Raw genomic sequence first — 12,508 nt, forward strand, 5'->3', positions numbered from 1 at the left:
CATTATTGTGCCTACTTAATATAAGTAAGTATATATATTATGATTATCCCTGAAAGTATAAAAATTCTGATTACAGAAGGGATGTTTTCATTCATGGTAACTGTATTGTACATCACCGCACACCCTCTCGATCCTCAATCATCGTATAGCCTCTCGGTAGGCAAAGAGTTTATCGAAGCGTACCGAGAGGCAAATCCGGGAGATGAAGTTGTTCATTTGGATCTGTACAAAGAGAATATTCCGCAATTTGATGCTGATGTTTTAAGAGGTTGGGAAAAGCTTCGGTCAGGTTCATCTTTCGATCAACTGACTGATCCTGAGAAGTCAAAGTTGTCTCGTCTTGAGGCAATTGTTGATCAATTCGTGGCAGCTGATAAGTATGTATATGTTTCACCGATGTGGAATTTCACGGTCCCACCGGTTATGAAAGCATACACGGATGCGACTTCAATTCCGGGTAAGACTTTTCAATATACCGAAAACGGCCCTGAAGGTCTGTTGAGCGGTAAGAAAGTCTTACACATTCAAGCTAGTGGTTCTGTTTATTCGGAAGGTCCTTTAGCTCCACTTGAAATGGGATACAACTATCTGAAAAAGGTTTTACAGTTCTATGGGATTCAATCTATTGAGGCAATTTTTGTTGAAGGAACAGCATTAAAATCACAAGAGCAAGCTCCAGCTATTAAAGAAAAAGCAATTGCACGTGCTAAGGAAGCTGCCAAACGTTTCTAATTAGGGGCATCGTTCTCAAACCGGAATTTATGAGAGTATATCCACCAAAAGTGAAGTAATAATAAATAGCCTGATTTCAATAGATATTTTTATTAAGCTTGACCGAGGATTCTTCCCTTAATTTTTTTGCTTTTTGTCACACTTCACATCCCTTGCCCGTCATACAGGTAAAATTTGAAAGGGATGATAAGCGATGCAAAAAGTTGATGTGGTCGTGGTTGGTGGGGGGATTGCAGGTTTAACCGCAGCAATTTACGCAGCCATAGTCGGGAAACAAACGGTGGTCATTGAAAAACAGAATCGCTTAGGCGGCCGAGCAATTTCCAATAAGAAAAAAGGAGCTTACTTCAATTTGGGCGCGCATTCCTTGTATAAGGGAGATGCATACGCGACTTTCCGGGAATTGGGGTTGACCTTGCAAGGAAAGCAGCCTTCATCGTTCGCTTATGGCGTTTGGAAAGGGAAATTGAACACCTTGCCTTCGGATATGAAATCCTTGTTTACGACCCCGCTGTTGTCTTGGAAAGGAAAGATGGAGTTTGCTTCCTGTCTAATGAAAGTTAAAAAAGCGGATACTCGTCAATTTGACCGGATCAGTATCCGCGAATGGGTAGAAGGGAATTTGCGAGATCCCATGGTGCGTAATATCTTTTATTCGTTACTTCGTGCCGTCAGTTATGTGGTCGGGCCGGATTTGCCAGCCGCTGGTCCCGTATTGAAACAGCTGCAGAATGCCCTTAAAGGCGCGTTATACCTGGATCGTGGCTGGGGCGAATTGATCGAGGAATTGCGGAAAAAGGCATCCGACCTGGGAGTGCGGTTTTTAACAAATACCAAAGTCTCGTCCATCGATACCCGGGGCGGTATCGTGCGGCAGGTTCTCTTGGAAGACGGTACGAAAATCGATACGGACCATGTTATCCTTGCCACATCGCCTTCAATTGCCAATGAGTTGGTACCCTTTGCAGAAAAAACGACCCTTCATACCTGGAAAGAACAAGCGATTGAGGTCACTGCGGCTTGCCTGGATGTGGCCTTGAAACGACTTCCCAAGCCTAAACAACAATTTGCTTACGGGATTGATCAGACCGTGCTTCTTAGCAATTATTCGCGTGCGGCTTATCTAAGCGACGATGGCGCGCAAGTCATATCGCTCATTAAGTACCAAGGGAAAGAATCGGACCCGGATAAAGATTTGCAAGAACTGGAAGGCGTGCTGGATTTGATGCAGCCGGGATGGCGAGAAGAATTGATTGTCAAGCAATACCTTCCTAAAATGACGGTTTGTCACGACTTTATGCATATGAAACGTCATGAGAATCCCGGACCCACTGTCCCGGAAATACAAGGATTATATGTAGCAGGAGAATGGGCGTCGCACGGTGAAGTATTGGTTGATGCCGCGACGGCAAGCGCCAAAAGAGTCATACAACACATGCTCTCCCTTGAGAGTAAGGAGAGGAATGTCACTAATGAGCACAGAGGAATTATATAAACGTCATAAAACGGAGCTGTTTTCGTTAGCCTATCGAATGCTCGGCAGCGTCATGGATGCGGAAGATATCGTACAAGATGCTTTTTTGAGCTATGAAGGAATGTACGACGTCGCGACAATTCGTAACGAAAGGGCATTCCTATACAAAATCGTAACGAATCGTTGTCTTGATCTTCTGCGTTCGTCAGCCAAAAAACGGGAAATGTACGTCGGTCCATGGCTTCCGGAGCCACTGATTGAAAAGGGGGCTTCGGACAACGATCCATCTAATAGGTATTTGCGCTCGGAGTCGATTTCCACGGCTTATCTTCTACTTCTGCAGCAATTGAGTGCAACAGAAAGGGCAGTTTTTCTTCTTCGAGAGATTTTTTATTATTCATTTGAAGAGATTGCCGATATAGTCGGGAAAAGCAGTGCGAATTGCCGGCAAATTTTCCACCGCTCCAAAAAAAGCATCCATTTCGACCCGGACCAACAACCGTCGGTTTCCATTGCAGAGGATAAGATTAAAGAGTTTGTGAATTCGCTGCTGCAAGGAAATACGGCTAAGCTTCTTGAACTGGTTAGTGAGAATGTTGTGCTCTACTCGGACGGCGGAGGCAAAGTAAGCGCGGCACAAGTGCCTGTTGTCGGGTTTGATCAAGTGCTGAAGCTTCATCAAAAAGTGATCAATTTGCATGCGGGTAATTTTAAGTACTCGTACCTTATGGTTAATGGGCTCCCCGGACTCCACATTCGTTTGGATACAGGGATTCAATATATTTATTCTTTTGCTTATCGAGATCATAAGATCGAAGCGATTTATACTGTAGCAAATCCGGAAAAGCTAAGACATCTATAGAATTACTATATAAAAAGAACTGTATAGTAAAATTCTACGAAAGGAGCTGCAGAGGCACTCCTTTCATTTTTTTTGCAAGTATTTAGGCGGTGATTAGCCGAAAGTAGGCTGCCATCAGATGATCCGAGGGCAGCCTACTTGGCTATCAGGCTTACTGCAGAGCCGCGAAATACATAGGATTAAATTTTAGGTGGTCATTTCCATATACGCTTTTGCTTGAAAATTTCTTCAGCATAACCGGAGAGAGCAACAGGGGCGATGATCATTTGAAATACGAATATGAAACCAAGCAGACCTATAAAGCTTTTCTTTTGATGGATGCCCAGTTGTCCCAACAGTCGTTTCTGATACAGATTAAGTAAATAAAAAATGATCAGTGTCACAGGTAAAACCATTAAGGTATTTGGTCCGACCAATCCAAAATATCCGAATGCGCAAAGAAATAGTCCCGGTATCCAAATAAAGGTATAGGCCAAGTCAAAGATGCAGATAAATTATTACATTTACTCAATTCGGTAGCTTCTTCTCCACTAGATATTGAAGGAGTAAATACAATTATAGAAGGTTTCGATTTAAATTTTGACCTAGATACATTATCTGTACAAATCAATGATGCTGGACTTGCAATGTATCCTGAAGGTGGGCAGTATGAATTCGCTTTGGTGGATAAGAACTTTAAGGAGTATGATGAAGAGAATTCGTTAGTTATTCTTTATCAAAACGGGGGTATTGTCTACCGCAATCCTTATTTACGGTATTTTCCTTATGCAGAGAAAATGGTCCTAAAATATATTGACCTTATTAATAAAGAGAATACAACCGAATTGGCTGGTTTTCTAAACCCCGACGATCTTGCCGTCCCAGATTGGGTAGCTGATGAGGTAATATGAAATTATAAGAATTTATTTGATTCGGGTAACATGTCAGTCCGTTATACAAATCATTTTACTTTCGTGATAGAGAACAACGAAGGTAAAGAGCATGAAATAAAAGTGATTTATGGTGATGGATTAATGGGTATAAAAGATAATTTTATACCTGATTTCTAAATTAGCTGGTGAAGTTACGTTCTTCAACCAAAGGGAGGTTAAATCACCAGGTCGATGCCTGATAAGCGAAAAAGGGGAATGTAAATTTTTTACAAATATATTCCAATCTTACAAGTGATGAACGAGAGGGAGTTAAAAGTGAAGAGAAAATATGGTGATCTATCTCATTGGAAAGGAGTACTGCAGAAAACTTACAGACAAATACATATCGATGAAGTGGATTTTACTGGACATGTAACACTTGTTGTTTTTAATAAAGTGAAGGAACCCATTTCTTTTAAACTCACTGATCATGACGACTTTAATATTGTAGCAGATGGATTTATTTGATTGCAGTATTTTCCAAAAGATGCCCATCATACAATGACGGCAGTTATTAATGAAAAAAGGGAAATAGTTCACTGGTATTTTGACATTACTTTGGCCAACCTCGATGTTGTAGTGTTACCTAACAGAGAGATATTTGTGCTGGATGAAGCTGAATTATTAAATGCATTGAATAACGAAAAAATAACTGATGACGATTATCGATTGGCAAAAGCGGAGCTAGATAAATTACTTACGACTTTAACAGCTGATAACAATGATTTACTAAAGCGATGGGAAGCTGATTTTAAAACATTACATGCTGTCATTTAAATTCCTGTTATTGTGACTGAAGTTGACGCTCCAAGTTTATGTCAATTGGATTGGTTATTATATGGGCTTCTATAGTGATCGCCGTTTTTGCTGATGTTAGAAAATGATTTAACGATCTAAGGGAATATCATAGCGATTAATATCACATATGCCCCGATGCCATAAAGCAAAGGAGATTCAACAAGCAAATGATTAAACCTATTCAAATCAAGCTTGACCATAATGCAAAAATGGTGCTGGACGTGCAAATTCCATCCTACTTAGTTGAAGCAGAGCTCATTCAGTCGCATGACCTGCCGCCACTAAGAGACACGATTGTTTCCTTGCAGCAATGCGATGAAACGTTCTATGGCTATTTTGATGACAACTCGATGCAGTTACTTGGCGCGATTTCTTATAAAATCGAAGACGCAGTCCTGGATATTCACCGCCTCATCGTCCATCCCGACAGTTTCAGACGAGGAATCGCAAACGATTTGCTCTCATACATCCAAACACTTGCAACCGATTGTACTAAAATCATCGTTTCAACTGGAGCAGCAAATGTTCCAGCGAAAGAGCTGTACCTGAAACATAACTTTCATGCAATCGGCGTTATCGAAGTGCTTCCAAATCTTTTCATCACATCATTCGAAAAAATGATTGTGCGTTAATACAGTTTAGAAGAATCTTCTGGAGCTTTTCGAAATTAATCTGATTTAGAACCTGAAGAAGCTGAATTAGTTTTAAGCGAAATTCGTCTTCTTGAAAGAAGTTCAGGTTTGGAACGATAAACCTTTAACAACTTTGTCGTTAGACTCCTTCAGGAGCCAATAATTCCAAACCAAACACGACAGCGGCCGACAAGTAATCGGTTGCTTTTTTTTGGTAATCATTTATAGAGCGTTTTTTGTATTCGCTAATTTAACCGACAACTCACCTGTCAGGGCTACACTGTTCTTAGTTGAGATTGCAACGTAGAAAATTCCAGTTGACCACGTTTTATCTGCGGTAACATATCTTTGAGTACCAGGTGCCACTTTAAATAACATCTTCTGAGTTCCTGTAAGACTGCCTCGAGTAACTCGGACTGTCATGGTCGACTTCGTTTTATTTTTAACTCGGACTTTGACCCAACCGTAGTTTACTGGGATAGTGAAAAATTGCTCTACTCCATCTTTAAGGGCATTATTGAAAATCACGTCTTGTGTATGATTAGTATTTATTTCAACTTGAGTCCTCTTGCTTGAAATAGAACTTGATAAAGGAGAAGCTTTATCGGTAGTCAATGCACACGCTCCGCTAACCAATAAAGTAGTAGCTGTTACTGCAAATGTTGTAAATTTCATTATTCTATTCACTTTTTAAAATAACCCTTTCTATAAAGACACTTTCATTTTCCATACTTTTCCGAATTGAAATATATCACATGCGACAGATTTTTCAAACCCTTCGATAGTCCCTTACCTCAAAAAGTTATCCCATAATAAGATTATGCAGTGTTAACATTAAACTAAATTGGTTATTAAATGAAACTTTTCACTTAGTAATGTAGTCTAATAAGTCGGGAACTTTGACCGGCTGCTTTTTTAGGAGGTTTGTTAGTGAAAAGGTGGAGAATATGGCTTTCAGTAGTTTCATTCGCTCTTGTGGTCGTTTTATTTTATGTTCTAAATACTAGAGTTTGGGTCGATAAGTACGAAATTAGAGGTGACACAATAGTATTTGAGAATAATCATTATGTATATGAGAATTCCGACTCAGATAAACTCGGCAAGCCAATCGGTATTGCTTATTTTGAAGGAAGAAAAAGGGGAATAACCGATTACATTTGGCCACAATGGGTGTATGGGTACAAAGGCGATAAAGATCATAAGCGTATCTTTGTAAGAGGCTTAATGGATCTAGGAGATACTTATATTAAGCAGTAATACTACTAGGAGGGTCTCGTATGGAAATAGCTTTAGGGCTTTCAGCTGATTTGGAATTATGAATAACAAATACTAAACGGAACACTTACGAGGGGATAGAATAAAAAATGAACAACAATAGCACAAGAATTCCATTAGTGTTGATTATTATAGGAGCTTTACTGATAGGTTATATTTTAGGAGTCACTGTTAATAAATCTAACTCAACTAATGAAGAGCAATATCGCTACCAATTAATTAATGCAAATGATAGTAATCTAATTTTCTTCGACCAGAAAACAGGCGAGTATTGGAGAAAGTTCATTCCAGTTAATGAAGGCCCTACTGAATGGGAAAAAGAGAAATCACCAATAGAGAAATAATAATGGAAACGGTCAGGTAGTTTTTATTGAAAATCTCTGCAAGAGGAGGAAGCTCTTGAATAGGTTTGTGTTACTTATTGTTGCTGGTGTAATATGCATTTTAATACCGGTAGTAGGGCTGCTATATTTTTACTGGGATTTTCATCAACCGAAATTAGGAGCTGTAGGTAATGGAAAAACAAGTTTCATTACGTTACCTGCATTAATATCAATTATATTTTGTTTCATTCTTGGAGTAGGGAACTTTCATGCTGCCATTGTATTTCGTAGACAAAATAATAAGACTCAACAACACGATAAGGAAAATGATAAATAAACCCATTATTTTCATAAGGAGTAATTCAATGAGTACACCAAAACATATCGTTTCTGCAGCAGCAATTGTTGTTAATGAAAAGAATGAATTATTAATTATAAAAGGACCAAGAAGAGGCTGGGAGATGCCTGGTGGTCAAGTAGAAGAAGGGGAATCCTTAAGTCATGCTGCAATAAGAGAAACAAAAGAAGAGTCCGGGATAGACATTGAAATTATCAAATTCTGCGGGATATTCCAAAACGTAGAAAATTCAATCTGTAACACCTTATTCCTAGCGAAGCCAATAGGTGGTGAATTAATTCAATCCTCTGAAGAAAGTTTGGAGACGGGATATTTCCCCATAGAAGAAGCACTAAATAAAGTGCAATGGAAAGATTTTAGACAAAGAATAGAGTACTGTTTAAGACCTGAAATTCAACCTTTTTGTATTGAGTTTCATGATGAGAAAAATATTTAAATAGTATTATGGTAGTAGCGGTAGCGATTGGAGGAAGTATGAAGAAAGAAGATTGGATTATAGTGATTTTAGTAGTATCCCTAATAGGGAATGTGGCATTATTAATTGATCATAGACATGTTAACAAGGATCAAGAATTGAAACATGAGTTATTTTATGCAAACATTTGGCGAGACCTATCTCAATTAGAAGTAACTATACAGTATCAAATAGATAATAATTGGAGTAATGAAACCCTGATTACCCAGAAACTAGATGATGCAATTGATTCAATTATCTTAGACACTGCAATGGAAAATGATGATGATAAGGAAGATATCCTTTGGAAGTTATATGAATACATGGAAGAGTTCAGGTTTGATGGCGATACCTTAGATGTTAGCCTAAACGATAAACAACGGACTGATTACATAAATCTAGGCAAGAAGCTGCGTTCAAGCGGGTGGACGTTTAATGCAGCATACGATATGAGTTGGAGTACTATTAAATCAAAAGTAGAGGATCTTACTTTGGAATCATGATTATTAATAATCAGTCAACAGGTATAACTGGTGCTTAAAATCCAGTAATTACCATAGTTGAAATCACAATAGTTTGCGACAATCAACATTGAAGTAATCACAACATAAAGGAAGTTAAATGAAATGAAAAAGTTCATAATTGCGTGCGCTGTAGTTGGTATGATTTGTTTCAATTCGACTGCTTTAGCTGCCGAAAATATCAGTATTAAAGTAAAGAATAAGCTAGTGCAAACAGACAGTGCAATCGTTCAGGGCAGGGTGCTGGTTCCTCTTCGTACGGTTTCAGAATCGCTTGGAGCCTCAGTCGAGTGGAGGCAGCAACAGAAGACGGCTATCGTGTCCAAGTGGTCAAAGAAGGCTTCACAAAAATGAGAGCGAATCAATTGGAACGATTTCGAATGTGCTTCCAAACGAGGTTCGAAATGAAGTCATAGCAATAAATTAAAAATGGTAACGGTAGCCGGGCAGAAGTTCGGCTGCCGTTTTTACTGAAAACACGTAAAGTAATATATAGTCATCGATGAAGGAGGAGTAGCAAATTGAAGAATAAGATCATTGAATACTGTATAAAAAAGAAAGGCGCGACTAAGGAATATCCCTTTGGATTCGATCCAATAGTGATCAAGGTCGCAGGAAAAATGTTCGCCCTTATTTTTGAAGACAAGGGTCAGAATCCCTACATAAATCTTAAATGCGACCCATTAATTGCGGATAATCTGAGAGAGCAGCATGATTATGTTAGTCCAGGGTACCACATGAACAAAAAGCACTGGAACACGATTACAATCGGATCAACCTTGCTTGAGTCAGATGTCTTTGCTATGATTGACCATTCTTATGATTTAGTTGTTCAAAAACTTCCTAAGCGTTTAAAAGCATCACTATCGGAAATGAAATAATTCAATAATTTATGATCTCGTTAAACAGTAGACAGGCAGGAAAATAAAGGGAAATATCCCCAGTTGGTAGAATTAATATATGGTGTATAGAATTGTAAGCTGACAGCGGTTGAGAATAGATGGGCTGACTTGTCTGTATGTTCAACCAAATCATAAAAGACAGAATATCGGAAGAGACGAAGATTTATGCTGTAAGTTCGGATCAACATTTATAATACCTAACGTTAATTGAATTGAAGGAGGACTATTTCTTGCCTTTTTTTATGAGGACAATGCTGAAGGTCTTGCGAGTACCCAATACGACAATCCTAATTGTTGTATTCGCATTCGTGTTCGGCAGCGCCACAATCGCTTATGCACTTGAACCGTCCACTTTTCATAACTGGTTTAATGCCCTTTACTGGGTGATGACGACTATGGCGACCGTTGGCTACGGAGATTTCTTTGCAAAGACCTATATTGGTAAAGCATTCACAATATTTATTTATGTGTTTGGCATTGGTCTACTCAGCTTGATTATTGGTAAAGTCATAGATATGTTTTCAACTATCTACAAACATTGGGAGGCAGGGAAATTGAACTTTCATGGGAAAGATCACATCATTATTATTAACTGGAGCAAAAAAGCCCAGTACGCTATAGAGGAAATCCTGTCCTTCTCTCCATCATCCCATATCGTCATAATAGATGAATCGGATAAGCATCCCATTCTGGACCGTCATGAGATTCATTTTATAAGCGGCGATCCGTCTTCGGAAGAGATCCTGGAGAAAGCAATGATTAGAGAAGCGAAGGCGGTCATTATATTCGCAGATACTCGTATTGATGAGCCTGCGCTTACTGACGGCAAGACATTGTTAATTGCGTCTAGTATTGAACGTCTCCACCCGAATGTTCACACGACAGTTGAGATTACTCAGGATAAGAATACGAAAAACTTCCGCCATGTAAAAGTGAATGATTTTGTACTGTCGTATGATGCCGTATCACGCCTTGCCGTTCGAGCTGCTTTACAGCAAGGGAGTTCCGAAATTATTAACCAACTGATTAGCCGAGAAGTTGGCGATGATATATATGAGATCCCGGCGAAGCGGGAATGGAGAACTTACAAGGATGCTTTCTTAGGGACATTGGAATACGGAGCAACTCTTCTCTCGGACAGAGGTGATCTTGGGATCAACCGCAAACTAAATGAACCGATTCCGCAAGATGCCAGATTATTCGTCGTGTCCGATGAAGCAACCTACCTTAAACTTAAAAGCAGCAAATAGATACGTAGAAAAGAGTGAAAATAATTGAGAGTCATCGTTATTGGAGCAGGGATTCTCGGTGCATCCACTGCCTATCACCTCGCGAAAACGGGAGCAGAAGTGCTGCTCATCGATCGAAAAGACCAAGGACAAGCTACGGATGCGGCTGCCGGCATCATTTGTCCTTGGATCTCGCAACGGCGGAATCAGAAGTGGTATCGGCTTGCGAAAGCAGGCGCTCGTTATTATCCCGAGTTGATCGAAGCTCTTGAGAAAGAAGGGGAAATCGACACGGGTTATGCTAGGGTTGGAGCCCTTAGTATTCAAACGGATGCTGAGAAAATGGATAAGCTAGCGGAGAGGGCTTCTATTCGTTTAGCAGATGCACCGGAAATAGGTGAGATTACGAAGCTTGATGAGAACTATACCCATGAACGGTTTCCATTGCTTGCGGAGGGCTATTCATCCGTTCATATTAGCGGAGCCGCACGTGTAGACGGTCGAGCGCTTCGTGATGCACTGATCCGTTCGGCACAAAGGCATGGAGTAGTTCTGATTCACGGCGATGCTGCGCTTGAGGTTCAGTCTAACCATGTAACGGGAGTTAAAGTTGATGAAAACTACTACGAAGCGGATAAGGTGATTGTCTGTGCGGGAGCATGGGCAGGGCAATTGTTCCAGCCGCTTGGTATAGATCTCAAAGTCAGCTATCAGAAAGCGCAGATCATGCATGTTCAGGTTCAAGATAGCCATGAAGATTCGGGCAGCTGGCCTGTTATTATACCACCTACTGATCAGTACTTGCTTGCATTTGATAATCATAAGATCGTTATTGGGGCAACTCACGAAAACGATGTCGCAGGATATGATACAAGAATTACTGCCGGCGGGATGCAGGAAGTTTTGAATAAAGGAATCACATTAGCGCCTGGTCTCGCTAATAGCACGTTCCAAGAAGTACGAGTAGGCTTCCGGCCGTTTACGCCTGGCTTCCTTCCGGTTATTGGCACAATTCCAGGTTGGGATAATCTTATTATGGCGAATGGGCTTGGAGCTTCCGGATTAACAACAGGTCCGTTTATCGGGAGCCAGCTTGCGAAGTTAGCTATAGAAATGGAATTAGATATTGATATTAGCGATTACGATGTAAGAAATGCGCTATAAAGAAAAGGCAGCCACGATGGCTGCCTTTTTATATACTTATTTTGCTGCAAGGGTATGGTTCGCATGGTATTCCCGGTAGAGAGGGTTCTCGCCACATACCATAAGGCCTTGACCCCAGTTAACATGAACGTCTGCAGTTGGAATGTCCATCGGATCTCGGTATTGGTACAGCACATTCCGGCGGTTACGGGTACTGCGGTTGACGTCAGAGCCATGAACCGTCAAGTAGTTGAAGAATAGTACATCTCCAGCTTTGGCAGGGCAAGGAGTTGCCATCGAAAGAGGGTATTCCTTATGGTCCAGATAATAACGGCCTACATGCGGCATGATGTCGTTCTTGTGAGTACCCGGAATCACGCAAAGACAACCGTTCTCCATATCCGAATCATCCAAATGAACACTAGCTGCCAACATAGAGTGATTAGCATGAGGGAAGTAAGGTGCATCTTGATGAAGCGGGAACGCAGCACCGTTTTCAGGTGGTTTTACGAGCATTTTGCTATGGTGCAGTTGAACGTTAGGACCAATCAGTTGGGAGAGAACAGACGCCATATTCGGATGAATAGCTGCACGAGTGAAGGAAGCATCTTGATAATGGACATCATGGAAGCCTTTCAGGACTAGCTTCTTCAATTGATCAGGTGGAAGATAGTCACCTTGCCAAGTTGCGTTAGAATCAAATTTAGATTGCGCAGCACGATTGAGGATGCCATCGATTGCTGTTCTCATTTGCTCAACTTCATTTTGGGAGAAGACACCTCTTACAAGTAAATACCCATTTGTTTTGTAAAATTCCACATCAGCCTGATTAATCACTTTTTTCAGCTCCTTGTATTGAAGTATATGGTAGCGATTACTTATACTCGAATTATA

At 40.3% G+C, this 12,508-nt stretch carries 18 protein-coding genes; 16 read left to right on the forward strand and 2 right to left on the reverse strand.

Annotated features, from left to right (window positions below):
* Positions 1–93 precede the first annotated feature (93 nt).
* The 7 genes from FHS17_RS04380 (at position 94) to FHS17_RS04410 (ending at position 5,409) form a co-directional block, all read left to right on the forward strand.
* Positions 94–732 (forward strand): FMN-dependent NADH-azoreductase, encoded by a 639-nt coding sequence (locus FHS17_RS04380; protein WP_167275185.1) that lies wholly within the window; start codon positions 94–96, stop codon positions 730–732.
* A 193-nt stretch (positions 733–925) separates the two neighbouring features.
* Positions 926–2,227 (forward strand): protoporphyrinogen/coproporphyrinogen oxidase, encoded by a 1,302-nt coding sequence (locus tag FHS17_RS04385; RefSeq protein ID WP_167275188.1) that lies wholly within the window; start codon positions 926–928, stop codon positions 2,225–2,227.
* Positions 2,205–3,068 (forward strand): RNA polymerase sigma factor SigJ, encoded by an 864-nt coding sequence (gene sigJ, locus FHS17_RS04390; protein WP_167275193.1) that lies wholly within the window; start codon positions 2,205–2,207, stop codon positions 3,066–3,068. The genes FHS17_RS04385 and sigJ overlap by 23 nt, the downstream gene beginning before the upstream one ends.
* 626 nt (positions 3,069–3,694) lie before the next feature.
* Positions 3,695–3,958 carry a hypothetical protein gene (locus FHS17_RS04395; RefSeq protein WP_167275196.1) on the forward strand — a complete coding sequence of 88 codons (264 nt, stop codon included), beginning with the start codon at positions 3,695–3,697 and terminating at the stop codon, positions 3,956–3,958.
* Positions 3,959–4,255: 297 nt separating this feature from the next.
* A complete protein-coding gene (locus FHS17_RS04400) occupies positions 4,256–4,447 on the forward strand; it encodes a hypothetical protein (RefSeq protein WP_167275199.1) in 192 nt (63 codons plus the stop codon).
* Entirely contained in the window at positions 4,448–4,756 is a 309-nt protein-coding gene (locus FHS17_RS04405; RefSeq protein WP_279590322.1) for a DUF402 domain-containing protein, read from the forward strand. It begins immediately after the preceding gene.
* A 188-nt stretch (positions 4,757–4,944) separates the two neighbouring features.
* Entirely contained in the window at positions 4,945–5,409 is a 465-nt protein-coding gene (locus FHS17_RS04410) for a GNAT family N-acetyltransferase (RefSeq protein WP_167275208.1), read from the forward strand.
* 222 nt (positions 5,410–5,631) lie between these two features.
* Here FHS17_RS04410 and FHS17_RS04415 read toward each other — a convergent pair whose 3' ends face one another.
* Positions 5,632–6,084, reverse strand: coding sequence for a hypothetical protein (locus FHS17_RS04415; RefSeq protein ID WP_167275212.1), 453 nt, complete (start codon positions 6,082–6,084; stop codon positions 5,632–5,634).
* 255 nt (positions 6,085–6,339) lie between these two features.
* On the opposite strand from FHS17_RS04415, the gene FHS17_RS04420 reads away from it, so the two are divergent.
* The 9 genes from FHS17_RS04420 (at position 6,340) to FHS17_RS04460 (ending at position 11,635) form a co-directional block, all read left to right on the forward strand.
* Entirely contained in the window at positions 6,340–6,666 is a 327-nt protein-coding gene (locus FHS17_RS04420; RefSeq protein WP_167275216.1) for a hypothetical protein, read from the forward strand.
* A 107-nt stretch (positions 6,667–6,773) separates the two neighbouring features.
* Positions 6,774–7,028: a hypothetical protein gene (locus tag FHS17_RS04425; protein WP_167275220.1), complete on the forward strand. Its 255-nt coding sequence runs from the start codon at positions 6,774–6,776 to the stop codon at positions 7,026–7,028.
* Between the two features lie 55 nt (positions 7,029–7,083).
* Entirely contained in the window at positions 7,084–7,344 is a 261-nt protein-coding gene (locus FHS17_RS04430) for a hypothetical protein (RefSeq protein ID WP_167275225.1), read from the forward strand.
* Between the two features lie 28 nt (positions 7,345–7,372).
* Positions 7,373–7,801 carry an NUDIX hydrolase gene (locus FHS17_RS04435; protein ID WP_167275229.1) on the forward strand — a complete coding sequence of 143 codons (429 nt, stop codon included), beginning with the start codon at positions 7,373–7,375 and terminating at the stop codon, positions 7,799–7,801.
* Positions 7,802–7,839: 38 nt separating this feature from the next.
* Positions 7,840–8,322 carry a hypothetical protein gene (locus FHS17_RS04440; RefSeq protein ID WP_167275233.1) on the forward strand — a complete coding sequence of 161 codons (483 nt, stop codon included), beginning with the start codon at positions 7,840–7,842 and terminating at the stop codon, positions 8,320–8,322.
* Positions 8,323–8,445: 123 nt separating this feature from the next.
* The gene (locus tag FHS17_RS04445; protein ID WP_167275238.1) at positions 8,446–8,694 is read left to right on the forward strand and encodes a stalk domain-containing protein; all 249 of its coding nucleotides are present in this window, start codon (positions 8,446–8,448) and stop codon (positions 8,692–8,694) included.
* A 167-nt stretch (positions 8,695–8,861) separates the two neighbouring features.
* The gene (locus FHS17_RS04450) at positions 8,862–9,221 is read left to right on the forward strand and encodes an MmcQ/YjbR family DNA-binding protein (RefSeq protein ID WP_167275241.1); all 360 of its coding nucleotides are present in this window, start codon (positions 8,862–8,864) and stop codon (positions 9,219–9,221) included.
* A 251-nt stretch (positions 9,222–9,472) separates the two neighbouring features.
* Positions 9,473–10,492 (forward strand): potassium channel family protein, encoded by a 1,020-nt coding sequence (locus tag FHS17_RS04455; protein WP_167275246.1) that lies wholly within the window; start codon positions 9,473–9,475, stop codon positions 10,490–10,492.
* 24 nt (positions 10,493–10,516) lie between these two features.
* Positions 10,517–11,635, forward strand: coding sequence for an NAD(P)/FAD-dependent oxidoreductase (locus tag FHS17_RS04460; protein ID WP_167275249.1), 1,119 nt, complete (start codon positions 10,517–10,519; stop codon positions 11,633–11,635).
* Between the two features lie 36 nt (positions 11,636–11,671).
* Here FHS17_RS04460 and FHS17_RS04465 read toward each other — a convergent pair whose 3' ends face one another.
* On the reverse strand, positions 11,672–12,451 hold the full coding sequence (locus tag FHS17_RS04465; protein ID WP_167275253.1) for a phytanoyl-CoA dioxygenase family protein: 780 nt from the start codon (positions 12,449–12,451) through the stop codon (positions 11,672–11,674).
* Positions 12,452–12,508 lie beyond the last annotated feature (57 nt).

The organism is Paenibacillus lupini, assembly GCF_011761355.1.
GTDB classification, from domain to species: domain Bacteria; phylum Bacillota; class Bacilli; order Paenibacillales; family Paenibacillaceae; genus Pristimantibacillus; species Pristimantibacillus lupini.

Coding starts and splice junctions, on each gene's coding strand:
- FHS17_RS04380 (WP_167275185.1), top strand. CDS start 94: ATGGTAACTGTATTGTACATCACCGCACACCCTCTCGATCCTCAATCA.
- FHS17_RS04385 (WP_167275188.1), top strand. CDS start 926: ATGCAAAAAGTTGATGTGGTCGTGGTTGGTGGGGGGATTGCAGGTTTA.
- sigJ (WP_167275193.1), top strand. CDS start 2,205: ATGAGCACAGAGGAATTATATAAACGTCATAAAACGGAGCTGTTTTCG.
- FHS17_RS04395 (WP_167275196.1), top strand. CDS start 3,695: ATGTATCCTGAAGGTGGGCAGTATGAATTCGCTTTGGTGGATAAGAAC.
- FHS17_RS04410 (WP_167275208.1), top strand. CDS start 4,945: ATGATTAAACCTATTCAAATCAAGCTTGACCATAATGCAAAAATGGTG.
- FHS17_RS04415 (WP_167275212.1), bottom strand. CDS start 6,084: ATGAAATTTACAACATTTGCAGTAACAGCTACTACTTTATTGGTTAGC.
- FHS17_RS04425 (WP_167275220.1), top strand. CDS start 6,774: ATGAACAACAATAGCACAAGAATTCCATTAGTGTTGATTATTATAGGA.
- FHS17_RS04435 (WP_167275229.1), top strand. CDS start 7,373: ATGAGTACACCAAAACATATCGTTTCTGCAGCAGCAATTGTTGTTAAT.
- FHS17_RS04440 (WP_167275233.1), top strand. CDS start 7,840: ATGAAGAAAGAAGATTGGATTATAGTGATTTTAGTAGTATCCCTAATA.
- FHS17_RS04445 (WP_167275238.1), top strand. CDS start 8,446: ATGAAAAAGTTCATAATTGCGTGCGCTGTAGTTGGTATGATTTGTTTC.